The 26,322-nt window shown below is 48.4% G+C and carries 23 protein-coding genes; 14 read left to right on the top strand and 9 right to left on the bottom strand.

Going from position 1 to position 26,322, the window contains the following annotated elements; all coding sequences use genetic code 11:
* Positions 1-12: 12 nt before the first annotated feature.
* From murB to ABWV76_RS13800, 7 genes are all read right to left on the bottom strand, one after another.
* On the bottom strand, positions 13-1,029 hold the full coding sequence (gene murB, locus ABWV76_RS13770; protein WP_353376262.1) for a UDP-N-acetylmuramate dehydrogenase: 1,017 nt from the start codon (positions 1,027-1,029) through the stop codon (positions 13-15).
* A gap of 12 nt (positions 1,030-1,041) precedes the next feature.
* Complete coding sequence (gene kdsB, locus ABWV76_RS13775) at positions 1,042-1,809, bottom strand: 3-deoxy-manno-octulosonate cytidylyltransferase (RefSeq protein WP_353376263.1); 768 nt, start codon at positions 1,807-1,809, stop codon at positions 1,042-1,044.
* Entirely contained in the window at positions 1,799-2,833 is a 1,035-nt protein-coding gene (gene lpxK, locus ABWV76_RS13780; protein WP_282953383.1) for a tetraacyldisaccharide 4'-kinase, read from the bottom strand. The genes kdsB and lpxK overlap by 11 nt, the downstream gene beginning before the upstream one ends.
* Before the next feature lie 9 nt (positions 2,834-2,842).
* Positions 2,843-4,672, bottom strand: a complete 1,830-nt coding sequence (gene msbA, locus ABWV76_RS13785) for a lipid A export permease/ATP-binding protein MsbA (RefSeq protein ID WP_020412946.1) — start codon at positions 4,670-4,672, stop codon at positions 2,843-2,845.
* Between the two features lie 88 nt (positions 4,673-4,760).
* Positions 4,761-5,180, bottom strand: coding sequence for an ExbD/TolR family protein (locus ABWV76_RS13790; RefSeq protein WP_020412947.1), 420 nt, complete (start codon positions 5,178-5,180; stop codon positions 4,761-4,763).
* A 15-nt stretch (positions 5,181-5,195) separates the two neighbouring features.
* Positions 5,196-5,819, bottom strand: coding sequence for a MotA/TolQ/ExbB proton channel family protein (locus ABWV76_RS13795; protein WP_020412948.1), 624 nt, complete (start codon positions 5,817-5,819; stop codon positions 5,196-5,198).
* 79 nt (positions 5,820-5,898) lie between these two features.
* Positions 5,899-8,352 carry a DNA internalization-related competence protein ComEC/Rec2 gene (locus ABWV76_RS13800; protein ID WP_353376264.1) on the bottom strand — a complete coding sequence of 818 codons (2,454 nt, stop codon included), beginning with the start codon at positions 8,350-8,352 and terminating at the stop codon, positions 5,899-5,901.
* A gap of 372 nt (positions 8,353-8,724) precedes the next feature.
* On the opposite strand from ABWV76_RS13800, the gene ABWV76_RS13805 reads away from it, so the two are divergent.
* The gene (locus ABWV76_RS13805; protein WP_282953379.1) at positions 8,725-9,663 is read left to right on the top strand and encodes a porin; all 939 of its coding nucleotides are present in this window, start codon (positions 8,725-8,727) and stop codon (positions 9,661-9,663) included.
* A gap of 134 nt (positions 9,664-9,797) precedes the next feature.
* Here the strand turns inward: ABWV76_RS13805 and ABWV76_RS13810 are convergent, their stop codons facing one another.
* Positions 9,798-11,282: a bifunctional 2-methylcitrate dehydratase/aconitate hydratase gene (locus tag ABWV76_RS13810; protein ID WP_353376265.1), complete on the bottom strand. Its 1,485-nt coding sequence runs from the start codon at positions 11,280-11,282 to the stop codon at positions 9,798-9,800.
* Positions 11,283-11,624: 342 nt separating this feature from the next.
* Here ABWV76_RS13810 and ABWV76_RS13815 point away from each other — a divergent pair, with 342 nt between their 5' ends.
* The 12 genes from ABWV76_RS13815 (at position 11,625) to ABWV76_RS13870 (ending at position 23,433) form a co-directional block, all read left to right on the top strand.
* Positions 11,625-12,242, top strand: a complete 618-nt coding sequence (locus tag ABWV76_RS13815; RefSeq protein WP_020412953.1) for a Crp/Fnr family transcriptional regulator — start codon at positions 11,625-11,627, stop codon at positions 12,240-12,242.
* Between the two features lie 118 nt (positions 12,243-12,360).
* The gene (locus ABWV76_RS13820; protein WP_353376266.1) at positions 12,361-12,921 is read left to right on the top strand and encodes a cytochrome P460 family protein; all 561 of its coding nucleotides are present in this window, start codon (positions 12,361-12,363) and stop codon (positions 12,919-12,921) included.
* Between the two features lie 160 nt (positions 12,922-13,081).
* Positions 13,082-14,413 (top strand): prephenate-dependent tRNA uridine(34) hydroxylase TrhP, encoded by a 1,332-nt coding sequence (gene trhP / locus ABWV76_RS13825; protein WP_353376267.1) that lies wholly within the window; start codon positions 13,082-13,084, stop codon positions 14,411-14,413.
* 497 nt (positions 14,414-14,910) lie between these two features.
* Positions 14,911-16,161: an efflux RND transporter periplasmic adaptor subunit gene (locus ABWV76_RS13830; RefSeq protein WP_353376268.1), complete on the top strand. Its 1,251-nt coding sequence runs from the start codon at positions 14,911-14,913 to the stop codon at positions 16,159-16,161.
* 35 nt (positions 16,162-16,196) lie between these two features.
* A complete protein-coding gene (locus ABWV76_RS13835; protein ID WP_353376269.1) occupies positions 16,197-16,913 on the top strand; it encodes an ABC transporter ATP-binding protein in 717 nt (238 codons plus the stop codon).
* On the top strand, positions 16,910-19,345 hold the full coding sequence (locus tag ABWV76_RS13840) for an ABC transporter permease (protein WP_353376270.1): 2,436 nt from the start codon (positions 16,910-16,912) through the stop codon (positions 19,343-19,345). Before ABWV76_RS13835 ends, ABWV76_RS13840 begins: the two co-directional genes overlap by 4 nt.
* Before the next feature lie 93 nt (positions 19,346-19,438).
* A complete protein-coding gene (locus ABWV76_RS13845) occupies positions 19,439-20,338 on the top strand; it encodes an alpha/beta fold hydrolase (protein WP_353376271.1) in 900 nt (299 codons plus the stop codon).
* 51 nt (positions 20,339-20,389) lie between these two features.
* On the top strand, positions 20,390-20,665 hold the full coding sequence (locus ABWV76_RS13850) for a TehB family protein (protein WP_353376272.1): 276 nt from the start codon (positions 20,390-20,392) through the stop codon (positions 20,663-20,665).
* A gap of 204 nt (positions 20,666-20,869) precedes the next feature.
* Entirely contained in the window at positions 20,870-21,328 is a 459-nt protein-coding gene (locus tag ABWV76_RS13855; protein WP_353376273.1) for a nuclear transport factor 2 family protein, read from the top strand.
* A gap of 546 nt (positions 21,329-21,874) precedes the next feature.
* Positions 21,875-22,483 carry a hypothetical protein gene (locus tag ABWV76_RS13860; protein WP_353376274.1) on the top strand — a complete coding sequence of 203 codons (609 nt, stop codon included), beginning with the start codon at positions 21,875-21,877 and terminating at the stop codon, positions 22,481-22,483.
* 50 nt (positions 22,484-22,533) lie between these two features.
* A complete protein-coding gene (locus ABWV76_RS13865; RefSeq protein ID WP_020412964.1) occupies positions 22,534-23,031 on the top strand; it encodes an arsinothricin resistance N-acetyltransferase ArsN1 family B in 498 nt (165 codons plus the stop codon).
* An 84-nt stretch (positions 23,032-23,115) separates the two neighbouring features.
* On the top strand, positions 23,116-23,433 hold the full coding sequence (locus tag ABWV76_RS13870) for a heavy metal-binding domain-containing protein (protein ID WP_020412965.1): 318 nt from the start codon (positions 23,116-23,118) through the stop codon (positions 23,431-23,433).
* 78 nt (positions 23,434-23,511) lie between these two features.
* Here ABWV76_RS13870 and ABWV76_RS13875 read toward each other — a convergent pair whose 3' ends face one another.
* Positions 23,512-24,573, bottom strand: coding sequence for an FAD-dependent oxidoreductase (locus ABWV76_RS13875; protein WP_353376275.1), 1,062 nt, complete (start codon positions 24,571-24,573; stop codon positions 23,512-23,514).
* Between the two features lie 523 nt (positions 24,574-25,096).
* Between ABWV76_RS13875 and ABWV76_RS13880 the strand changes: the two genes are divergently transcribed.
* Positions 25,097-26,212, top strand: a complete 1,116-nt coding sequence (locus ABWV76_RS13880) for an agmatine deiminase family protein (protein ID WP_282953363.1) — start codon at positions 25,097-25,099, stop codon at positions 26,210-26,212.
* Positions 26,213-26,322 lie beyond the last annotated feature (110 nt).

The following is a 26,322-nucleotide window of genomic DNA, read 5'->3' on the forward strand; positions in this document are numbered from 1 at the left end:
ACCGAAGAGATGTTAGGGGTAGTAACGGGGTTCCGGCTCCAGGGATACACCAAATTTAGCATGGACATCTTCAGCAATATCTTCAGCCAATCGCGTCACTTCAGCACCGGCTCCTCTACCTGGATTTACCAGTACCAGAGCCTGCAACTCATGAACCCCGACAGCGTCACGCCTGACACCGCGCCAACCAGCCCGATCTATTAACCAGCCTGCAGCTAACTTCCAACAATCCCCGGCAGCAAATGCAACGAGATCCGGGTGCTCTGCCTTGAGATTCAGATAGCTATGGGTATCGACAATAGGATTCTTAAAAAAGCTGCCGGCATTTGGGATTTTATCCGGCAACGGCAGCTTACTGTTGCGAATATCAATTACCGCCTGAGCAACCTGTGAGGGTGTAAGCCTATCAACATTCCAATTTTGTCCAGCTACATACTGGCTTAGCGCGGGGTAATCAATATGCGCTTGCCATTTCTTGGGAAGGCACAAGTTCACTTGGGTAATAATATATTTGTCCCGGAGTTTCCCCTTAAAAACACTGTCACGATAAGCGAAACTACAATCTTTTGCTGCAAAGTTTCGCAATTCACCGCTTGCGATCTCCATTGCCTGGAGACTCACGAAGCGATCACACAACTCAACTCCGTAGGCACCAATATTCTGGATTGGTGCAGCACCTATCTTGCCAGGAATAAGGGCAAGATTCTCAAGCCCCCCCAACTCCCCTTGCACCGTAGCCATTACTATTCGGTGCCAATTTTCACCAGCCGCCGCTTCTAGAATATGGCCCGAATTGTCAGACCTAATAGAAAAACCACGAAGGTCGACCTGAATGACCAGGCCCGGATAATCACCTGTTAAAACTATATTACTACCACCACCAAGGGGCAATATTGGCAGGGAGCGCTCGCGGGCAAATGCTAATGCCTCACGCAACTGCTCCAACGTTTCCACCCTGGCAAAGAATGCACTGTGCGCAGAAATTGCCAGAGTATTATGCGGTTGCAGATCAATATCATTCTCTATCATTGAAGTTCAGCTTTAGCCGAGCAGTGAGCGCATGCGCTGAAGATCCTGTTCAGTATCTACACCGCCAGGTACCTCTGCACAAGCATTAGCCACATGAATATTCTCATCGTGGTACAAAAAGCGCAGCTGCTCCAGAGCTTCAAATTTCTCCAGAGGGGCCATTGGCCAAGTCACAAAACTTTGTAGCTGCGCCACTCGATAAGCATAGATTCCAATATGCCTACGTGGTTCCAGGCCTGCAGGTAGGTCGCTGCTATCCTGAGCAAAAGCATCCCTGGGCCAGGGAATGGGAGCACGTGAAAAATAGCGGGCCAAACCGGATTCTGCAGTTACAACCTTAACGATATTCGGGTTATGGAAATCCTCCAGGGTAAGAATTGGCTCTGCCAGAGTAGCAACGCCCGCATCGGTATTTTGCGCGAGATTGGAAGCTACCTGATCGATAACCTGAGGCGGAATCAAGGGTTCATCCCCTTGTACATTTACCAGGATACGATCGTCGGACAACCCCAGGTTTGCTGCCACTTCTTGTAAGCGATCAGTTCCTGACGCATGCTCCGTGGATGTCATACACACTTCACCACCAAAAGAACGTACAGTCTCCGCCACGCGCATATCATCAGTAGCGACAAAAATCCGCTCTGCACTGCTCTCACTGGCACGCTCGTAAACATGCTGAATCATAGGCTTGCCGGCAATATCAGCCAGGGGTTTACCAGGTAACCGGCTTGAACCGAATCGAGCAGGAATAATTACGTCAAAAGAGAAACTATTTTTCATGTTGGCAAAACTGTTGCAGGTGCTGATGCACCTTCTGATAGAAAAGATCTGGTAATTTCGCTCGCACCTCAAGTGCCCACCAATGGCTCTCCCAGAAATCCCGGCATTTCACCGCGTCTTTCATAGTCATTAGCACTGGGGTTTCGCCATCAAAATGCAGCTCCTGTGGACTGAACTGATGATGGTCCGCAAAGGGCTGCTCCATCACCTTGTAGCCAAGTTTCTGCAGTTCGCGGAAAAACCGTTGGGGATTACCTATTGCTGCAACTCCATGACAGGGGCCGATCTCTGGTCCGGAAGTCAGTCGCAGGGTGGAGGTCTGGTCTAGATTGAACTGGTGCCAACAAGATGGCTCCAGTGTCATTTGGAATTCGAGCAAATCACCACACTGCTGCTTTACCTTGGGCTCTGGCTCGCCATTACTAACCACAATATCCACACTTTGCAGGCGGGTGGCGGGTTCCCGTAGCGGGCCCCGCGGCAACATATGGCCGTTGCCTAGGCCACGATGGCCATCCACTACGCAAATTTCCAGGCTCCGCCAGAGACTGTAATGCTGTAAACCATCATCCGAGAGAATCACATCGCACTGGTGGTAGTCGATCAGGGCCTGGGCGGCTTCAGTGCGTTGTGGGGAAACCATCACTGGAACTCCAGTGATCAGGTGCAGCATCAAAGGCTCATCGCCAGACTCCAATGGATGTGATTGCGCTGTAACCTGATAGGGGTAACGCTCAGCTCGCCCGCCATAACCGCGACTGATAATACCGGGGTTGTGGCCCCGCTCTTTAAGCCAGCGCGCGAGCTCTGCCACAAGTGGTGTCTTGCCAGCACCACCAACGGTAATATTCCCAACCACAATAACCGGTACTGAAAGAGGTTCCGGTGGCGTACGTGAGTTTAATACCCGACGCCGCCTACTCACTCCACCGTAGAGCATTTCCAGTGGCGTCAACAGGGAGAGGGAACGCCCCTTCCCTTTCTCCGGATACCAGCGCTTGTTAAACCAGTCTTCCAGTGACATCCAAGTGCCCTATCCCATTGTCTGCTGTTGCAACAAAGTGGCGTAACGCCCCCCGCGAGCGAGTAACTCTACGTGGTTACCACTCTCTACGATGTGTCCTTTCTCCATTACCAAAATACGATCGGCATTCTCGATGGTAGTTAAGCGGTGGGCAATAACAAACGTAGTGCGATTTTTCATCACTTCTGCCAAGGCAGCCTGGATATGCCGCTCCGATTCATTATCCAATGCAGAGGTTGCTTCATCCAAAATCAAAATTGGCGCATCCTTAAGCAGGGCCCGAGCAATTGACAACCGCTGGCGTTGGCCACCAGAAAGCATCTGCGCATTATCACCCAGAACAGTTTCCAGTCCTTGAGACAGCTCTTCAATAAAGTCTGCTGCGTGCGCCTGCTCAATTGCACGCAATACATTTTCCTTTGGCGCATGTTCAAGCTCACCGTAAGCAATATTTCGATAAACTGTGTCGTTAAACAGCACAATATTTTGCGACACCATACTGATATGCCTGCGGAGATCTTGCAAAGGTACCGATGAAATATCGGTACCATCCACCAGAATACGGCCACCTGTTGGCTCGTAGAAACGTGCCAGCAGGCTCACCAAAGTACTTTTACCGGAACCGGAGGCGCCGACCAATGCAATAGTCTCACCCGGCTCTACTGAAAAGCTGATATCAGATAGCACCTGGGGCGCGGATTCATCGTAGCTAAAGTCAAGTGCCTCAAAGGAAACCGAGCCACGAACTGGCTTGGGCAAATCCACATTTCCGCCTTGCGACTCCTTCGGCGCATCCATCACTTCGAAAATACTCTCCGCCGCAGCAATACCCTTCTGGATATCAGCAAAGACTTCCGACAGACTGCGCACCGGTTTTGCCAAGGAAGCCGCCGCGCCAATGTAGGCTGCGAAAACACCGGCAGTCATCGCCTCCACCATGCCCGGGGCCAACGCCAGCCATACGATAGTGGCAGTTGAGAGCCCTACCAGGATTTGGATCACAGATACACTGGCGTTGTTGGCTACCACCAGTTTCATAAACTGCCTGCGATTGTTATCGCTGGCAGACTGGAATCGCGAATTTTCGTATTCCTGACCACCATACATGCGTACTACTTGATAGCCATTAATTGCCTCTTGGGTAACATGTGTTACGTCACCCATGGAGTTTTGTATCCTGTGGCTCAACTTGCGAAAACGCTTGCCCACCGTACGCACAATCAGAGCAATAAACGGCGCAAACAAGAAAAAAGTCAGTGTCAGCTTCCAGTTCACTAGCAACAGGTATGCCAGCAAACCAATAGTGGTAAAAGACTCACGAAATAAAACCTTTACGGCCTTAGTGATAGAGTTAGTTACTTGCTCGACGTTATAGGAAACTTTGGAGATGAGGTAGGCGCCCGTGTAGCGATCAAAATAAGCACTGGGCAGCTGGCCAATCTTCTCAAACAGCTGTGCTCGCAGCTCGTGAATCACCGCACGACCCACATAAGCCAAGCCGTAGCTGCCGACAAAGTTTCCAATTGCTCTCAACACAATGATCAAAAGCATCGCAAGAGGTACCAACCAGCGAGCAGTCTCCTGGGGCATAACCCCCCCGGGATAATGGGATGCTACAAACTTGGATAGGAACCCCCTGCTCTCCTGAATACCTGCACCAACAGCGTCGAGCAATAGCTCAGTAACAGCAATCAGGCTCACGCCCATGATGGAGAACAGGAAAAATCCCAGTACCGCAACAGCAAAAATGGCCAGATGCGGTCGGGCGTAGGCGAGCAGGCGTCGATAAGTGTGCGCCCCGCGCTGTGGTGTGCTCGGGGGCAAGGTTACTTTCTTCATACAGACCAATGACTGGACCCACCCCCTAAGGGGCGGGATCGCACACAAAACCTATAACCAATCGCAGTACCGAGGCAGGCTTTGCGCGCTAGTTCTCTTCCGGTTGCCGTGTAGTAATGCTTAGGTTGACAAAGCCCAGCTGTCCAGCGGCATCCATTGCACGAACCACGGCCTGGTGGTGGGCTGTGGCGTCGGCGGTTATCACAAGCGGGCGATTGTACTCGCCTGCGGATACTTCCGACAGCGCAGATTTCAAAGTGGTCAGTTTTTTATTGATCAGTGCCTGACCATCCACCGAATAGGAGCCATCTGCACTGATCAGAATTTCTACAGCTTGCGGTTGATCCGCTGCTTGAGGGCCCGCGGCCTCAGGCAGGTTCAACTTGAGATGGCTCTCTTTGGTGAAAGTAGTAGACACCATAAAAAATATGAGGAGCAGAAAGACCACATCGATCAATGGCGTTAGGTTTACCCCATCCTGCTCTTTGGTTTGGCGGCGAAACTGCATGGATTGCTACCTCGCTCAGGCCGCATCTTCGATTTTGCGGTCACTGTGTAAAGCATCCACGAGTTTTACCGCTTCCTGCTCCATAGTCACTACGATGGTATCTACCCGGCGCTGAAAGTACCTGTGTGCCATCAGTGCAGGAATCGCGACAGTCAAACCGGCGGCAGTGGTAATCAGAGCCTGGCTGATACCTCCGGCCAGTACACCCGCGTTTCCGGTGCCTTCAAGCATTATTGCCGTAAACACCTGGATCATACCGATAACGGTACCCAATAAACCAATCAAAGGGGCAACAGCAGCAATCGTGCCCAATGCACCCAGGAAACGCTCCAGGTCGTGGACCACTTGGCTCGCAGTTTCCTCAATACTGTCTTTCATAACCTCCCGCCCATGACGGGAGTTGGAAAGCCCGGCAGCAAAAATGCGCCCTAAAGGACTGGAGTCACGTAACTCTTTTAACTTGTCGGCGTTTACCTGGTTGCTTTTCAGCCACCCCCAAACATCTCCTAGCAAAGTACGCGGTGCAATACGCTGGGGATTCAAAGTCCAAAGGCGCTCAATACAAATTGCAATTACGGCAACAGAACAAAGCAGGATCGGCAACATCAGCCAGCCGCCAGATTTTATTATTTCAAACACTTTTTTGGCCCCAAACAGCGAGAGGGATTTTCGTAATTTTCTTCTGCACTTGAGATGCAGGAAGGGCACTTTATCACAGCTACTCCCGGCGGCTAAGTCTTCCAGGTAATCCTTCGCTATCAGTGTGACTCGCATACCAAAATCGCGGAGCCGACCGCGCGATAAAAATTTCAGGTTCTAGAGCGTTTTCCCCCCAGAAAAATTCAACCGCGCCACTGTCGGCAGTATTGAAAATTCGCGCACCAACTTCGTGATACCGCGCAACCACTTCGGAGTGTGGATGACCAAAGTGATGACGAAATCCCGCACTGAAAACAACATGTCTGGGCTTTGCCCAGTTCAACAAAGCCATGGATGATGAAGTCTTTGAACCATGGTGAGGTGCCACCAGTACATCCACTGGAACAAACTGCGGATAAGTCATTAGCAGGCGGCGTTCTACTGCAGCACTGATATCACCGGTTAGCAATATCCGTACCTCACCCCATTCAACCAGGGCAACACAGCTGTGGTCATTCTCCTCACCAGTAACTGTTACTTGCTCGGGCCAAAGCCAGCGGATATTAATATCACCAAATTTTTCTTCTTTGCCCGCAACGCAAGTTTTGGAGAATACATCCAAGCCAGCCGCTAATTTTTGCCCTAACTTTCCTGGTGCGTACAGGTTGCTAACAGATTTACCAGACAACACCCCCTCAACGCCCCCGGCGTGATCCTGATCACCATGGCTGACAATCAGCGCATCCAGTTGATCAATTCCTCTACCACTGAGAAACGGTGCAACAATTGTATTTCCCGCACTCCATCCGGAATTCGAAACCGGCCCGGCATCAACTACCAGCTTACCCCGTGAAGAATAAAGAACTAAAGCCAGGCCCTGCCCTACATCCAACACAGCAAATGTGAGCCCCTCACGCTCAGTTGCAGGTAGAGGCAATACCGGTTGAATCAGAGGTAACAGGAATAGCCACCCCAGGTTTCTTCCCGGCATTCCCCTCGGCATCAGTAACATCAGCAGGCACCCCGCGACAACTGATAACATCAACACACCCTGGGGAGGGCTCAGAGCCTGCCAGGTGGGCAAGTATCTGTCAGCTCTCTCCAATAGCTGCAAGAGAAGGTCCAGCTGCCATCCGGCAAAACTGAGAAACAAATGCCCCAACGCCGTGTTTATTAACAAAGCCCCCAACATCAAAGCTGGCAGGACTAGCAAGCCCAACCACGGAATAGCGAGTAAGTTAAGCAGTAATCCGCCGCTGCTGTAACCGGAAAAGTAGACAACTGAAGGTAGTATCAAGCCCAGCGCGACCAGCCATTGGCTACGTAGCAGCTGAAGAAAAGCATTGAGAGTATCTGCAACCCTGGGTAACGACCGCCAACCCCCTTCCCTACCTTGGTCCTGGTGTCCCTTCCCAATCACCTGTCGCCCACCGAAGCCGAGGAGCAACGCCGCTACTGCAGCGAATGACAGCCAGAATCCAGCTTCGTAAAAGGCAAGAGGCTGAATCACCAGTACAAGCGTCAAAGCCAGAGCGAAAGCAAATCCCGCACCTATCCTACGGCGCCACTGCCAGGCGAGTAGCAACACCCATGTCATTACCATCGCCCTCTGGGCTGATAGCGGTGCGCCAGCCAGCAGGGTGTAAACCAAGACCCCGGAAGACGCCAAGATGACCGGAAGTAACCGCAGGCTAGCGCCAATAAACACACCAGCACTTCGACTAATCATATTGCCGATCAGCAGTAGAAAGCCCGCAACCATCCCAACGTGAAGTCCAGAAATGGCCAACAAGTGCGCTGTCCCCGTCCGCTGCAATATTTCACGTTCCTCCCCACTGAGCCCACTGCGATCCCCTAGTAGCAGCGCGGCCGCCAGTGCAGGCCTTTCAATCGGCAGTTCTCGAAGAGCTTCACGAAACACATCGCGTATTTTCGCCAGCCCCCAGCCCTGCCCCAACCATTCTGGCTTTAGATCTTTCGGGCGAACATAGCCAGTTGCATACACACCACGACGCAATAACCAGCCCTCGTAGTCAAACCCATAGGGGTTTACACTACCCCGCGGTCGCTTTAGACGGACGGGCAACCTCCAATGACTGTTACCTCGCAATTGAACAAGAGCGCTCGGAGTTACTCGGTACCAGGTGAGATAGAGAAGACTCCCAGAGACAATATCTTCATTCGTAGAGACCACTTTAGCCTGAAAGCGTATATTGACACCCGGATCTCGCTGCCAGCTCCCTCCGTCTACTGAGCGGATTTCTGGCAAAGAAGTGACTCCTATATCCAAGAAATGATCTGACCCATGAGCCCAAAGAGGCAATCGTTGATCCAGGACTGCCTGGTTGGAAAATAGTGCCCAGGACGACCCAGCAAAGGACACTAAAAGAATGCCCCATAGACTGATACGCTGCGAAGACGGTGCCACAACAAGGCTTACTACCAGGTAGCCACCCAATAGCTCTGTGGGCCGGGGCAATACGGGAAGTAGCCCAACCAATACAATTGACAGGGAAAACACCCATAGCCACACAATCGGCCCGCCAAGTATCGGTACCCTAGACCCACCAGCTCTTTTTTCTCTTTTGGCGACAGGGGAGCCTGTCAGCCTGCGGCCCATTGCTATCAATAAGAAATACTCCCTGTAAGGAATCCACACAAAGGCTTCATCTACAAATGATATACAGCTGCACCACTCAAGGCTTAAAACGCCGTGATTTACAATTTTCAGGCTACCTTAACTGTTATTAATGGCACCGCCTGGTCATATTTTTTTAAGAAAAGTGCCATCTTTAACATGTTTGTAATATTCAAGTCGCAAAATCCGCACCAAATAGAGGGACAGCCAACAAACAGAACGGAAGGCCACCCCTCAACCCAAAACCATAAACTGTGCGAGACGACTATGAATAAGACCGCTCTCTCTCTGGCCATCGTTGCCATGATTCCTACTATGGCCAACGCCCAAGATGAAGGCGATGTACTCGACTTTTACGGCAAAGCCAATGTCACCTTCCAGGCTGCTGATGAGGGTGACGGCTCTGAAACTGACGTTCAGAGCAACGCTTCCCGCCTGGGCGTTAAGGGTGAAATCGCCCTGACCGACGGCATCAAGGGTATCTACCGTATGGAATACGAAGTAGATATGGACGGAGACGCCGATGACACCTTCTCCCAACGCAACATCTACGCTGGCCTGGAAGGCGGCTTTGGTCAGGTTATCGCGGGTAAATTTGACACCCCGCTGAAAGTTGCGCAGAAGAAAGTTGACCTGTTCAACGACCTGGAAGGCGATATCAAAAGCCTGATTACCAGCAGCGACAACCGCGAAGAAGATGCCCTGCAGTACACTACTCCTTCTTTCGCTGGCTTCAAAGCTTCTGCTGCTTATATCAGCAATAAAGGCGAAGTCATTAACGAAGAAACTGGCGAAGAGCGCAACAACGGTATCTCTGCTTCTGTTGCCTACGATAACAATGGCGTTTTCATGGCCTATGCATTCGACCAGGATGTTGAAGGCCAGGACATCGACGTTCAACGCTTTGTAGCCCAGTACAACATCGGCCCTGTACAGGTAGGTGCGTTGTTCGAAGACCAGGAAGACGCTGCTGGCAACAGCACCGACGGCTGGATGGGCTCTGTAGCCTACAAAATCGAACAGTGGACTATGAAGGCTCAGTACGGCCAGTCTGATATTAAAAAGGAAGGTGGTGAGACCTACAGCCTGGGCCTTGACTACAAGTTCAACAGCTCTGCCAAAGTATTCGGTTTCTACACCGACGAAACTGCTGATGGCGACTACGACCGCAGCTATGCCGGTATCGGTGCTGAGTACAAGTTCTAATTATTGCTTTTTAGGGCAGTCATCCAAATTGGGTTTGGGTTGAGCAGTTTGGCTGTCATGTATCTTTAAGAACTTAAGAAAAGGCGGCCTCTGGCCGCCTTTTCTGTATCCACTTTAAGCGGAAATTGAATTGGTCAAATTACCAATAAATCCATAAATCTATTTACCGGCGTCTCCTCAAATTTCTTTTGTGCTTTGAAGAGATCAATGATTTTTTCCGCCCGATGAGGAGGAAAACGCGAGAGCAGGTTTGACCTGAACTTTTCCTCTAGCAACGGCATACCCTCCTTACGTCGGCGTCTGTGCCCCAATGGATATTCCACTTCAATCTTTTCTGTCTCGCTGCCATTCCTGAAAAATACCTGGACCGCGCTGGCAATAGATCGCTTGTTCGGGTCGAGATACTCATCGCTATAACGCTTATCCTCAACAACTTCAATTTTTTTACGTAACTCATCTATTTCCGGATGATCCTGGTGAAAATCATTCTCATAACACCCGGCGGACAAATCTCCAAACAGCAGGCCGACTGCAACAATATATTGAAGACAATGATCTCTATCCGCGGCATTAGCCAAGTGACCTGTTTTGGAAATAATCCGAATTGCCGACTCATGGGTAGTGACTACAACCTTATCAATATCAGCAAAACGTCCTTCAATCTTTGAATGCAGGATAATCGCCGCCTCACAAGCCGTTTGACTGTGGAACTCGGCTGGGTAAGAAATTTTGAACAAAATATTTTCAATAACATAGGAGCCGTACTCCCGGGAAAAGTGAAATTGGCGATTTACCGGCGCCTTTATTTTCTGATCGGCATTGGTTTTACTGAAAGAAACATCATAAAACCCCCACTGCTTTGCTGTCAGCGCACTAGGTACCCCCATTTCCCCACTTAAAGCCATTTCAGCCAGACGCACTCCCCGGGATGTGGCATCTCCTGCAGCCCAGGACTTACGGGAACCAGTATTAGGCGCATGTCGATAGGTACGTAAAGCACTGCCATCCACCCATGCCAGAGAGACTGCAGCCATCACCTCTTCCCGGCTCCCCCCTTTTAACCAGGTCGTCACTGCCGCCGAAGCTACCCGCACAAGTAAAACATGATCGAGTCCCACACGATTAAAGCTGTTAGCCAGTGCCAATACACCCTGGATCTCATAGGCTTTAACCATTGCCTCCAGGACTGTTCGCATCTTTAACGGGGGTTCCCCAACGGATATCTTCTTCCGGGAAAGATAATCACTGACCGCCAATATGGCCCCCAGGTTATCAGATGGATGCCCCCACTCTGCCGCAAGCCATGTATCGTTGTAATCCAGCCAGCGAATGGTAGCGCCTATATCCCAGGCGCTCTTTACCGGGTCCATACGGAATTGGGTACCCGGCACACGGGCCCCATTAGGCACCACAGTGCCCTCTGCCAGAGGACCCAATAATTTAGTGCATTCAGGAAAACCTAATGCCAGACACGCACAACCCAGAGAATCCATCAAGCAATAGCGGGATGTTCGCCAAGCCTCATTAGAATCAACCTGGAATTTGAGGACATAATCAGCAATATCCTGTATCACCTGATCATAATCTGGGCGGTCAGCCCGGCTTGAATCAGAACACATAGCTAAGAGCCTGATGCAAAAAACAAAAGGAAATTACACGAGTTTAGCTGTTTTCGACAACGCCACTAATCAGTTTGAAGTGAGATCCTCGACCCGAAGCTTGATAATCGAGAAAAATATCTTGATGATACTGGCTCCTGGAATTTACAACCGCCACATTAAGTCGGCCTGCCAGACCATTACTATTTAAGACACCAGCTTGTGAGGGATTTAGGGTGCATCCGACGCGATATTGTTTGAAATTAGATATTAGGCTAAGGGTTCAATGACCCCCCCAAAAAAACTAACTCGCTCGAAACAAAGAGACCTAACTTTAAGAGCCTCCAGCAGGATTATGTTAAATTGCAAGAAATAGCCGCTAAAACAAAAAGAATATACTGCGCTAAAGAAACAGTATTATTCCGCCAGGGACAAGAATCCAGAAAAATCTATTTTATTCATACAGGCTATGTTCTTATCCATAAAGTGGATTTTCAAGGCAATTCTGGGCTTGTAGACTTATATGGACCAGGCTCCTGGTTTGGCCCCGGCCTAGGCGGGAATTCACAAGATATCGAAGCAATTGCCAAAATAGGCTGTGAGCTAGAGGTAACCTTTCCAGAAAACCTCAATACACTGATGCTTTCTCTGTCACAAACCCCAGAAGACCTTATAGAGCATTTAGCCAACAGGGAATCCCTGTTGCAGCAGCGTATATTTCAGCATATCACCGCACCACTGCCTGTAAGATTAGCAAGCTTGTTATCTCAACTCTTTTATTTTCGGGGGCAACCCTGCGCCCACGGGCATGAACTGGACGTTAGGCTTTCCCAGTCTGAGTTAGCGGCTATGGCCGGCGGCAGTAGACAAACTGTCAGCCAGCTACTTAACCGTTGGAAACAGGAAGGCGTTATCGATTACACACGCCAACATATATGTTTACTTAACAAAAACGCCCTCAAAGACTTAGCGCAAGGCTAAATCCAATTTTTTTGTCAGCTAGCTGACAGTTCATCACCCCTCGCCTCCCTATACTTTCAAAATATTGAGGGCCAGAGCTAATCCTCATCTCTATTGAATCAACATAGGAAGAGACGTCATGCGGACCATCTGTTTAGCGACACTGGGAATTCTCTTTAGCCTGCAGGCCATAGCCCAGGAAAACCTAAAGTCCACATTCAGTAATTTCGTCGATCCACGGGGAAATATCACCTTGCCTAAGGATTACCGCCAAAACTGGACCTTTCTCGGCTCTTATCAGGTTAAGTCCTCGAATGGCGAGGGATGGGATACCCACAATGTTTACACCCAACCTGCGGCAGTTAAAGCCTTTCGTAACACCGGAAAATTCCCGGATGGCGCAGTACTGGTAAAAGACGTCAACAGCACCAAATCAGAACCACTTACTACTGGTTTGGCATACTACTCCTCTGATCTCCAGTTCACATTTATGATGGTAAAGGACACTGAAGGGCGATTTCCCAAAAACGAGGCCTGGGCCGAAGGTTGGGGATGGGCTTTATTTAAGCCAGGAATAACAGAAAGTGAAACCAAAACCTGGAAGGGCAGCGGACTTAACAACTGTTTTGGATGCCACTTGCCAGCCAAGAATAATGACTGGGTATATACGCAAGGTTATCAACAGGTCCTACAGAATTAACAAGTAAGTAGCATAAATCAGAGGTCAATCATTCGGCTAGAAAAACAAGCATAGCCCCGTCCAAATCAGCTTATCACTTCCACCCCGGCACTAATTGATTTATATCAATTAGTGCGATCTTGAATACCGTTAACATGCGGCCGCGTCCAACTATTCCACTATGAGTTTTTCCGTGCTTAAACCTGAGTTACTGTCCCCCGCAGGGACTTTAAAAAATATGCGATATGCGTTTGCCTATGGTGCCGATGCCGTTTATGCCGGCCAGCCCCGCTACAGCTTGCGTGTGCGCAATAATGAATTCAAAAATATTGAAACCCTGCGCCTAGGCATAGAGGAAGCACACCAGCAGGGAAAACAGTTCTATATCGCCTCTAACATCGCCGCTCACAACGACAAAGTTCGCAGTTACCTGCGGGACCTGGAAGAAATTGTCGAAATGGGGCCTGACGCCCTGATTATGTCCGACCCGGGCCTGATCATGATGGTAAGGGAGCGTTGGCCTGATCTGCCAGTCCACCTATCCGTACAGGCCAATGCGGTAAACTACGCAACCGTAAAGTTCTGGCATCGCCAGGGGTTATCTCGGGTGATACTTTCCCGGGAACTGTCCCTGGATGAGATTGAAGAAATTCGCCAGAGAGTGCCTGAGATGGAGCTGGAAGTCTTTGTCCACGGTGCACTCTGTATCGCCTATTCCGGGCGCTGCTTGCTGTCCGGTTATATGACCCATAGAGATGCCAACCAGGGCGCCTGCACCAACTCCTGCCGCTGGCAATACCAAGCTCATGAAGCCAAAGAGAATGAAGTTGGCGAATTGATTCATGTGCAAACCCAGCAACCCACCTCCGCCAGTGACAGTACATCCCAGGCCTTTTTACTGCAGGAAGAAGGTCGTCCTGGAGAATATATGCCGGCCTACGAAGATGAGCACGGTACCTACATCATGAACTCCAAAGATCTACGGGCTGTACAGCATGTCAAGCGCCTCACGGAAATGGGGGTTCACTCTTTAAAAATCGAAGGTCGCACCAAATCCCACTACTATGTGGCTCGTACTGCCCAGATCTATCGTCGCGCGATAGACGATGCTGCAGCAGGAAAAGACTTTGACATGAAGATGATGGACGAATTGGAAACCCTCTCAAATAGGGGCTACACGGAAGGTTTCTACCGTCGCCATCCACCAGCAGAATACCAGCAATATGAAAAGGGATTGATATCAACTCCGGGCCAACAGTTCGTAGGCGAGCTTATTGACGGAAGTCCTGAGTATTTGACGATTGATGTTAAAAATCGCTTTGAACGCGGTGATCAATTGGAGTTAATGACTCCCAGCGGTAGCTTGTTCTTCCCCTTGAAGCAAATGGAGAATACGGAAGGCAAAGCGATCGATGTAGCTCCGGGATCCGGGCATATCGTGCAGATACCCCGACCAGGGGGGGTTGATGACGATCAACTTCAACAGGCGCTATTGGTCAAAGCTCTGGGATAACCCCCGGCCTGTAATTTGCACTAAGGCTTATCAAGCCCTTCTTTTTACAAACCTATTTTGTTAACGGTGTAGTGGTTTAGACAAACCACCGGATTCACTAAGCCACGACACCTTATTTCCATCATATCTCTTTCTTTTAACTTGTGAGTTGATCCTCAAAATTCATTGGGTAATCGTTAAATTTCTCAAGTGACTGCCCACCTCACAATATTCAAACCGTCCTGTATTTCCCTACCATTCACCGCAAGCAACTGGTTCTTGCACCAATTTTCCTGCATTTTCAGCCTCACCTAAAACCCTTATACAGCCTAAGTTTTGATCATAAAAATATGCTCGACAGTACTAATTACAAGATAAAAACCCGCCCTCCCTCGGAGTTCCAACAGGAATACCACCCTTTTTAATCGCTATGGTTTTCCACCTCTAACGCGCCTCCACATCAAGGTTTCACAGCAGAAAAGCGTGCAACGATTGCTTAACCAAGGAAATGCCACAATATGGATATTATTAAACCTAAGAAACGCCCCCTGATTAAGCACCCTTTAATGTTGGGTGGTGCTGCTCTAGCTTTTGTGGCATTCACCAGCACTCTCCTCTTACTTCCTGACAGCGCCTACAAAGTTGAGCGGGAACAGCTGATGCTGGGTACCGTCCAACGGGGAGACCTGCAAGTTGTGGTAGATGGCTATGGTAGGCTGCGTTCAGACAAGCAGACGTTAATTACCGCTCTAACCGCAGCGAACGTTGAAAAGATTATGTTGCGTCCCGGTGCAGAAGTACAAAGTGATAGCATCATTATGCAGCTGAGTAATCCCGAGTTAATGCGCGATCTGGATGGAGCCGAAACCTCCCTGGAACAGGAGGAAGCTAATCTGCGCCGGCTTGTTCTGAACAACCAGCGCGATGTGCTCGCGGAGGAAGCCATACTCGCGGAGCTGAACTCCAATTACCAGGTGATCAAGTTGCGTCGCGAAGCTGAGGACGAGCTGGTAAAAAGTGGAGTGGTTTCCCAGCTCACCTACCAAACCACCGTCTTACGCCAGGAACAGATGAAAAAACGTGTGGACCTTCAAAAACAGCGTATCAATCACCTGCGCAAAGTCGCCGTCGAATCAGAGTTAATCCAGCGCGAGCAAATCAACCAAGCCCAGACCCAACTGCAAAGTATCCAGCAACGAACAGAGCGACTGACGGTACGCGCCGGCCTGGACGGCATACTGCAAAGACTACCGGTAGAGCTGGGGCAAGGTGTCGATCCCGGGCAGGAGCTGGCACTGATCGGCAGCGAGACAGATCTACTCGCCCTGGTTCAAGTACCACAATCCAAAGCAGAGCAACTGGAGGTTGGCCAGCCCGCTGAAATTGATACCCGCAGGGAAAAAGTCGAGGGTGTGGTAACCCGTATTACTCCTGAGGTTCGGGACGGCAATATTGAAGTGGAAATTGCTTTTAGCGCGGGCGCCCCGGAGTCTGCCAGGCCACAGCTCAACGTCGATGCCCGGATCTTCACCGCCACTATGGAAGATACACTGTTCGTCGAGAGACCTATCAATGTACAGAGGCACAGTGAGACCAACCTCTTCCTGATTAATGAAAACGGGGAGGAAGCGGCACTCCAGCCCATCAGTTTCGGCGAGGAGTCAGGTCGATATATCCAGGTCACCCAAGGCCTCAATGAAGCGGACCGCATCATCCTCTCGGATATGGCCAATTTTAATGAAGCTGAGCATATCCAGATTGTTGACTAAAGCCTGAAACCCAAAGCGAGAACAGGGAGTTCGCTATGTCCAAGCCAATCCTCCATATGGCCGGGATCACTAAGGTGTTCAGCACCGAAGAAATGGAAACTCACGCCCTGCGGGGCGTTGACCTGAGTATTTACTCGGGGGAATTTGTTTCTATCTGCGGCCCCTCGGGTTGCGGTAAATCCACACTTCTCTCGATCCTCGGCCTGCTGGACCTCCCCACCAGCGGCAGCTATCAGATTGAAGGCACTGAAGTCGCTCAATTGACGCTAAGTGAGGCCGCGACAATTCGCAACGAGAAAGTAGGCTTTATCTTCCAGTCCTTTAACCTGATTGACGAACTCTCTGTCTACGACAATATCGCCCTGCCCCTGCGATACCGACGCAATCCAATTGCCAAGTCTGAAGCCGACAAAAAAGTGAAACATTGCCTGGAGAAGGTAGGGATGGGTCACAGGGCCTCTCACAAACCTAACCAGTTGTCCGGTGGCCAACAGCAGCGAATCGCCATAGCCCGGGCGCTAGTTGGCAATCCATCCCTGCTGCTGGTAGACGAGCCCACCGGCAATTTGGATTCCCACAATGGCGATGCGGTAATGGAAATGCTGCGGCAGCTCAACAATGAAGGGACCACCCTGTGCATGGTGACCCATGACCCTCGTTATGCAGACATGGCCAGCCGCCAATTGCATCTGCTGGATGGAAAAATCTCAACGCCGCAGCCCATAAAAGAGCCTCACGAGATGGCCCTATGATCACCACAAAGGACCTGTCCATTGCCCTCCAGTCCCTCAGCCGGGCGCGGAGCTACGCCACCACTATTATTTTAACCCTGGGTATCACCCTCGGCGCCCTGGTAACGCTATTTAATCTCAACTACCAACTGCTAGCCGCGCCCCTACCCTACCCGGACGAAGATCGGCTGTATGTCGTGAATGGTAATCTCTACCAGAACAAGCAGCTGCGGCTGGAAAACAACAGCCAATACCCCGCCCTGGTTGAAATCTATAAGAACGACAGTTTCTTCGAATCCAGCGCCCTGGTGTACTTCTGGGAAGATGTGGTTCGCAACTTATCCGGATCACCACGGGTTAATGTTTCCTATGTCTCTCCGGAATATCTCCAGCTGGCTGGAGCACCCCTGGCCTTGGGCAGACAATTCAATACCGATGAAGGGCTCGACAGCCGGGTTCCCGTGGCGGTTATCAGCTATCAAACCTGGGAGCAGATGTTCCGGCGCAGCCCAAATGTCTTGGAGCAAAGCCTGCAATTTGGGGAGGTGGACTTTCGTATTGTCGGCGTCACCGCCAAAGACTTCATTGAACCCCAGATCTATAAGCAGGGCCGACAAACGGCGGTCTGGCTGCCCTGGGACTTTAACGATACACAAGTAGAGCGCAGAAATAATTGGAGAGGCTTCCTGCCTTTTCGCATGCTCACAGGAAAGCTGAAGCCGGGCATTGACCCCGCCAGTGCGGGGCATGAATTAAGCACATTAATGGATGCCCAGTATCAAGCGGCCCTAGCGGGAAGATCCTCTTCGGTAGAAAGGTCCGTTGAATACCGACTCACCCCCTTCGCCAATAAAATACTTGGCGACAGTGCCACGCGAACTCTAATGGTAATGGGCGGTACACTGGTGCTTCTGTTAATTGCCTGCGCCAATGTTACCAACCTGATTCTTTCTCGCGCAGCCAAACAACAACGCAATATGGCGATACAGGTCGCGTTGGGCGCACACAAAAAACATATCTTTTTGGCCCTGCTGTGTGAAATCGGCCTACTTATGTTAGGGGCTGCATTACTTTCTCTACTTTTAGCCCTGGGGTCGACGGAAGTATTAAAGGTGATGGCTACGGAACAAATTCCTCGCATTCAAGAGCTCACCTTAAACTGGCAGACACTGGTTTTTGCACTGTTGTGTGCCTTACTTCTCGCCCTGTTCTTCTCAGCCATAGTCAGTCGCCAGGTTAATTACCGCGCACTGAATCAAATGCTGCAGAGCAGCGGCAAAGGTTCCGGCGTACAGATCTCGCCTCTAATCCGCAAGGTACTCATCAGTAGCCAAGTGGCAATGACCAGCTTACTCATAGTCGCCAGTTTACAGATATTCCTGCAAGCCAATCGCCTGATTAACCAACCATTTGGTTTCCCTTTGGACAACGTTCAGGTAATGACTCTGAATATCGGCAATCTTAGGAGCGCCCCCACTACCGAGCGAGAGAGTTATCTGAAGGCCATCAGGCAAAGATTGCTGGAGCACCCCAAAGTACAAAATGCCAGCCTGAGCTTAAACACTCCTATCTCTATCAGCCGGCCACTCTGGACCACATCCCTGAGTCAGGATGCCAGCCGACAAAACCCGGTGATGGCCAAGACCACAGTCGTCGACGAAAACTACCTTTCCATTTTGCGTATGCCACTGGTAGCTGGCCGCCATATCAGTGCGGCTGAGTTTTCCGATAACAATCGCATGATGCTCGTTAACGAAACCCTGGCCCAGCAGCTGGAACCGGATGGAGAAGTATTAGGTAAGCGCTACTACTGGCGAGGTGATTTGCCCTACCAAGTGGTCGGCATAGTGCGCAACGCAAGCCTGCCCGGCAAAAAGGAACCCGCCCGCTTATTTGTGCGCGGTATCAATGTGAGCTATCCCCTACTCGTACTCAGACATAAGCCTCACCAACCACTCAGCACCACAGAAATCAATCGGGAATTTGCCGGAGTAAACAGGCAGTACAAAGTTTCCGAGCTATTCTCCCTGGAGCAGGCGCGAGACCTACTCCTAAGCAATGACCGGGTCTCAGTTTGGGTAACCACCGCCCTCACATTACTGGCACTCAGCCTTGCTGCCATCGGTATCTTTGGAGTGCTCAGTTACAGTGTACAACTGCGGCGTACCGAGCTTGGCGTGCGCATGGCAATCGGCGCCCGCCCAGCGACGATTTTCTATCACACCCTGATCGATAGCTTGATTCCCGTAATTATCGGTATCGCTGTAGCGACTTTGGTAGTGGTCCCACTGGCACTTTGGCTTGAGCAAAGCGAGTTCAGCATTGAAACCAGCCTCTGGGGCTGGCTGCTGCCACCACTACTTATTATCGGCCTAACCGCATCGGTTACCCTGCTTTCTGTATGGAAGGTAATCAACAAGCCCGCGATTTACGCCCTGCGTGGCACAGGGTAGTTACTCTTTACGCCAATATCCGGCACTGCTTGAGATTGTACTCGCTTCATGCAATCTTTGCTGCGAATACAACGATAAGAAATGGAAGAACCAATGCAGCCTCAACAGTGGTTATCAAGTGGCCAATACTTCAGCTACCAAAATCACCGGTTATTCTATATCGACAGCGATCCAAATAACCTTCAGAAGCCAATACTATTGATGGTTCACGGCTTCCCAACAAGTAGCTATGACTGGCATAAAGTTTGGCCACAACTTACGGAAAATTTCCGGTGTATTGCCATGGATATGCTGGGCTTTGGGTATTCTGACAAACCAAAACAACACCGGTATAGCATCCATGAGCAAGCCGACTTACAAGAAGAGCTTCTACATCGCCTAGAAATCACTTCATTACATCTATTGGCACACGACTACGGCGATACCGTTGCCCAGGAACTGCTCGCTAGAGACAATAGCCGGGAAAAGAAGCTTTTCCGTTCTACGTGCTTACTGAATGGTGGTCTCTTTCCTGAAACGCACAAAGCACGACCCATCCAGAAGTTACTGATTTCCCCCATCGGCCCCCTGATCAACTTGCTAGTGAACTATCGTCAATTCTGCCGCAGCTTCAAGGTGCTGTTTGGACCTGCCACCAAGCCCACAGAGACCGAATTGCGTGAACTCTGGCAAATTATCCAGTACAACGGCGGCAAATACCGTTTCCACAAACTGATAAATTACATGCAAGAACGACTCGAATACCGCCAGCGATGGCTGGATGCCCTAAACCAGTACCCTGGCCCACTGCAGCTCATAAATGGCTCATATGACCCGGTTTCAGGCGCACATATGGTAGCCCGGTTCCGCGAACTGATAGAGCGGCCAGCTGGCATCGTAGAACTGGCAAAAGTGGGACACTATCCGCAGTGGGAAGCACCAGAACTTCTCGCATCAACCTACCTAGGGTTTATTGAGAACCATTCAAAAAAAGTGGCTCCAATCAGCCTATAACCAAAGGCTAGATTGCCAAAATTCTATCCAAACAATAAAAGGTTGCCGTCAATGAAAGAGTTGCCCCCAGGTATAACCCCCTATAAGAAAACCCCTGAATTCACTGAAGAAGACATCCCTCCAGGACTACTGAAAGATCACAATACCAAGGAGGGAGTATGGGGGAAAATTGTAATCCTCTCCGGATCACTGGAATATACGATTCAAGAGCCTGAAGTGGAGATTGTTGAGTTGAGTCCTAAAAAATTTGGCGTAGTAGAACCAACTATAAGGCACCACATAAAACCGCTAGGGAACGTAAAATTTTATGTTGAGTTCTATCGATAAAAATCATCCAATCCAGCCATCTTGATAGATAGATCTGGTACAGCCCTGCTTCCTCAAGTCAAAGAAGGCAGATAGACACAGGATACATTTCAGCCACCTATATAAAAGGACAAGATCAACTTCAATGATAAGTAACGTGGATAGTTAGACAGATATTCTCAACCAGAATATAAAATAAACCTCAAAAAATCCAAGGGAGTATTTATGTATCGGATTGCATTGCTCACTTTATCTTTCCTGATCGTCAATGCTGTAACTGCAAATTCACCCGATGATAAGAAAAGCATAGAGAGGGCTGTACTCGACTATATTGAATCACAACACCAGGTTAAGCCCAAATTAATGGGTAGGGGTTTAGATAAAAAATTAGCCAAAAGAACCTATTGGAAAACTAAGGATGGTTCAGAGTTCATAATGGAGACAGATTATGAAACCATGCTTTGGATAGCCGAAAACTACAATAAGGATGGAGATAAGTTTCCACCTTCCCCTAGAATTGATATAGATATCCTTGATATTGATAATCGAGCTGCATCAGTAAAATTATCTGTAGATGAGTGGATTGACTACATGCACTTATATAAAAATGATAGAGACGAATGGAAGATAATCAACGTTCTCTGGCAATACCATGACAACAATAGACATGTAAGCAAGAAATAAACTGGGGCAATATGGGCCTAAAGCAAATGGACACTTCTGTATATCATGTGATTTCCAAATGCACTCAAACCCAAGACAGAAAATCACAACTTCCTGCCTCTCAGAAAACTATCAGTTTAAAATCACTATTTGCTGGTTTGGACCCTGGAGCATTTTAACTACAGCTGGTAAATTAAGATATCCGAGGTCACATAATGCTTAAGCAGAATACCAAGATGACAAAGAGATTCATATCATCAGCATTTCTACTTATTGCTCTCGTTGGGTGCGCACACCAGGAAGACACCCTGAATAATGAATTGTAGCCAGGGGATCTAAACATGTATCAACTTAGCTACTCAAATGAGCCTCAGCCAGGTAATACCCAATCTCTATACACGCAACCTGAAGATAATGAAAATAAGAACAAGCAAGAGCTTATTTCTGACTCTATAAACTGGCATATAAGAGCTGGATACCTAACATTTATCCTACGATAGCGATATAAAGAAGTAGCATGGGGCTATCAGCCCCATACTTCACCATTAACAGCACAAAAGTAATTGCATGAAAAAGACCCTGATTAAAATTCTAATTTATACTTGCTGTATTACAATTCATGATTCGCTTGCAGATCACGGAACAGGTATAGATAAGGCATCTGAGAGCCGACACCCACAGGAAAATGAGCAGCTAACCCGTTTATTTAACCAGGATCAGATTTCACGCAAGCTTTCACACGACGAAATCGACTGGAATGTACTTAATCATAAAGACAAGAATCGACGTGAAAAAGTACTAAAGATGCTAGCAGAGGGCCGAATTAAGACTTCAAAAGACTTCTACCATGCAGCACTTATTTTCCAGCATGGCAATAATGCGGAAGATATTAGGCTCGCTCACGCACTTACCACCATAGCAGCCATCCTTGCTGAGGACAAAAGCAAGGCAAATTGGTTAAAAGCAGCTACATGGGATCGATTAATGATGAACCTAAACCAACCACAATGGTATGGCACCCAGTTTGTGAAAGACCCATCGGGAAACTGGAGCCTGTATGATATAGATCCTGATATAATCTCTGATCAGCAACGAACAGACTGGTCAGTTCGAGTAATAGAAGAATCGAAGGCTTTAGAGAAATCACTGAACAACACCAAGGAAGGCAAGCATTAATTAAGCTGACCATTTTTCTTATTACGACGAGGGAAGAACTAAGAATAAGCATGATAAGACCAGTTACTACTTTAGACTCCGCAGAGATTGCTGAAATCTACAATTACTATATAGAAAGTACTTTTATTACTTTTGAGACCGAGCCTGTTTCAACTGAAATTATCACCAACAGGATCGAAGAATGCTCCAGAAACAACCTCCCCTGGCTTGTCGCAGAATATGAAGGTCGCATAGTTGGCTATTGTTATGCCAGTAAATGGAAGGGGCGCTGTGCATATCAGCACTCAGTAGAAGCTACCGTATATTTAGATACAAATTCAATATCCAAAGGCTGGGGTTCGAAGCTTTACGCAGAATTATTAAAGCAGTTGATACAGCTTGATGTTCATGCAGTTATCTGCGGTATAGCACTACCCAATGCAAGTAGCGTCGCACTTCATGAGAAATTTGGCATGAAGAAAGTCGCTCATTTTAAGGAAGTGGGATACAAGTTTGGGCAGTGGGTGGATGTTGGTTATTGGCAATGCTTACTTTCCTCAGGAAAATAATTAAGATATATAACCATTCGATTACGATAACCACGTATTAGATATATACTTTTACACTAGCTTTCGCCATAAGAAGGAAGTCAAATGATTTTTTCAACTACAGAAACAGTACCAGGAAAGGAAATCTCAGAGGTGCTGGATATCGTCACTGGCAATGTTGTTCAGTCAAAACATATCGGTCGTGACTTAATGGCAGGGATCAAGAGTATTGTCGGTGGAGAGATCCGCGGCTATACCGAAATGCTGACCGAAGCGAGAAAAAAAGCTTTTCAAAGACTGAGCGATAGCGCAACACAGAAAGGTGCTGACGCCGTAGTGGGTATTCGCTTTACTACAAGTGCTATTATGGACGGCTCCTCAGAGATCCTGGTTTTTGGTACAGCAGTTAAGTTAAAAAGATAGGCTGTTGGCATCAAAAAATTTGAACAATTTCCCTGTATAGACTTAACCCAAGCTAGAAGCTGCTACTTATTTACACGACTAAAGCTCTACCGCAAACTGCCCCAACTTTCTCCGCACCGCCGGCAAAGAGTTGGCGGCAGCTATAAGGGCCCTGAATTCAAATCTTGCCTTAAGGGATTGCCCAGTGACTATTTTGCGGCCATGCTCGGTAACGTCAATAACCTTCTTGTCCTCCCTGTGACGCAATTCTGAGTACCCAGTGAGCCGCCCTGCTACAACCCGCGCTGCTAGCTCAGCAGCATCGGCAATCCCCAAGTTCATACCGCGGCCGCCTACAGGAGAATGACAGTGGGCTGCATCTCCAGCAAGATGTATTCTGCCTTTCGAGTAGGTCTCAGCCTGGCGAACAGAAATATTAAAGGTTCCCTGACGACGAACCCTCTTGATATCCAATGCCATTGGGAAAGCCCCTATGGCATCGTCACAGCTTGCCACCAAACGATGGCGCCCCTCCCCTAAAGGCACTGCAACAGCTACCACTCCGGACTCCATTTTTACCAATGTGAACTTTCTTTTTGGGGGCCAACCATCGGTATCGACATCGGCAATCGACCATTCTTCCTCCAGGTCAAACCCAGGATAATTAATACCTGCAGCCTCACGAACAGTGCTGTGGATACCATCCGCTCCAATCACAAGATCGAAACGCTCCTCCTCACCCGCATTAAACTGGGCTACCACTCCGCCTTCAGATTCAGTAAGAAATGTAAGCTCTTTCTGATATTCGACCTCAACACCCATACCTGATAGTACCTGGGCCATAAGGGATTCGGTCCTGTCTTGAGGCAATCCGAGAATAGTGGGGAAATAGGTGCGATCGGAGTGAAGGGGGAATTCCAGCGCTAGTCGCGTATCCAGATAGATACAGGCAGCTTGAACAGCAATACCTTCAGCTATCAATTTCTCTGAAACGCCTGACTTCGAAAGCAATTCAAGACTGCGGGAAGTAATACCCACAGCCCTACTTAGAGTGGATGCGCTGTCCCGACGGTCAATAATCCTTGGTGACAAACCAAGGCGGGTAAGCTCAATGGCAGCGGTAAGACCAGTAGGTCCCGCCCCAACAACCAATACTTTCACAAGCCACCTCGAATAACTTCATTATCAGGCCACTGCTATCTGCGTAAAGTATAAACATGAACTCTCGGTTTCACCCCTATACATAAAGCTCAGGTGGTTATCGATACAAAGGGTACACTCCACCAATGAAAGGAGTAATTATTCTCCCTTACAACTAAAAAGAGTGCTGAAATCAGGAAGCTTTAGCTACTAAATCCTGGACATTATCATAACCACCCCGTGATATGTAGCGGCTAATACGAACCGAGCACTGCAGAAATAAATTATTTATTTATTTTAATATTTGATTAATTATATCTTAAATTAATAAAAAAATTATAAAGATATAGACCGCCAACCCACAGGATAAACCCTCCCCTTAGACGCAGCAAATCCACCTAAAAAGAAAGAATCAGCAAGCCCCTTGAACTATCACTTTCCACAGAAATATCACATAAATATGTAGCCTAAGACGCAAAAGAATATTAAACTCAACTCCATGAAACTGCAAAAAAGCAACAATCTGAAATAACAGAAAACCACCATGATTGACCGAAGACTATTTATTAAGATTAGCAGCCTTTTACTTGCAGCCCCGCTATTCGCAAAAAAATCATTAGCCATGCAGGACTTAACCTTCAGCTCGCTGCACATGCCAGACGAAAGCGATCAACACAAGAGAACATGGATGGCTTTTGTTGCCAATGATTATATTTGGTCACATAAGCAAATTCCTGAGGTAAAAAGGAATCTGGCATTAATTGCAAATACAATTGCCAAATATGAGCCCGTATCTCTCCTGGTGAGCAGAAAAAATTTACATGAAGCAGAAGAGCTACTGGATATAGATAATTCAAATTTTAAAATCGAGCTTCACACTTTTGAAGTCGATGATCTATGGCTTCGTGACACGGCCCCTATCTTTGTAAGATCCACCTATGGGGAGAAAATTGCACTAAATTTCAATTTCAATGGTTGGGGCAACAAACAGGAACACTCGTTAGACAAACAAGTCGCCAGGTATATTGCCAATACATCTGGAGCAATCCATGAGAGAGCCAACATTGTACTAGAGGGTGGGTGCTTTGAAGTTGATGGAAATGGCACAGCGATTATGACTGAGAGCTGCATCCTCAATAAAAACCGTAATCCAGGATGGTCAAAAATAGATATTGAGAAGGAACTCAAGGCACTGCTCGGATTACGTAAAATTATTTGGCTCAAAGGCATTAAGGGAATGGATATCACAGACGGCCATACCGATTTTTACGCACGTTTTATCAAACCTGGGGAAGTTATAGTCAGCAGGGATAATTATCAATCCTCCTATGACTATGAGGTTACTCGCGAAAATATCAACACATTAAGCAATAGTGTCGACGCAAATGGAAATCCGCTAAACCTACACGTCCTGGATACACCAGAAATTATTAATGAGAGATTTGGTACTAAAGACTTTGCCGCAGGCTATATTGGTTACTATGTTTGTAACGGCGCAATAATTGCTCAAAAATTTGGCGATAGAAATGCAGATGAGAAAGCCAGAGCTGTTTTGCAAAGCGCCTTTCCCAATCATATAATTGAGCAAATAGCAATTGATGGAATTGCTTCAGGTGGAGGCAGCGTCCACTGTTCTACACAGCAAGAGATTATTGTTTGATTCTGCTTTTCTTTAAAAATTTTCTGCATCACTTGCAAAACTTTCCATAAGTACCCAGAAAATTATTGGGTTATTTCTGGGAACCCTGGGTGCAGCCTGGATAGGCTTCA

The sequence above is a fragment of the Microbulbifer sp. NBRC 101763 genome (assembly GCF_040371615.1).
Classification (GTDB): domain Bacteria; phylum Pseudomonadota; class Gammaproteobacteria; order Pseudomonadales; family Cellvibrionaceae; genus Microbulbifer; species Microbulbifer variabilis.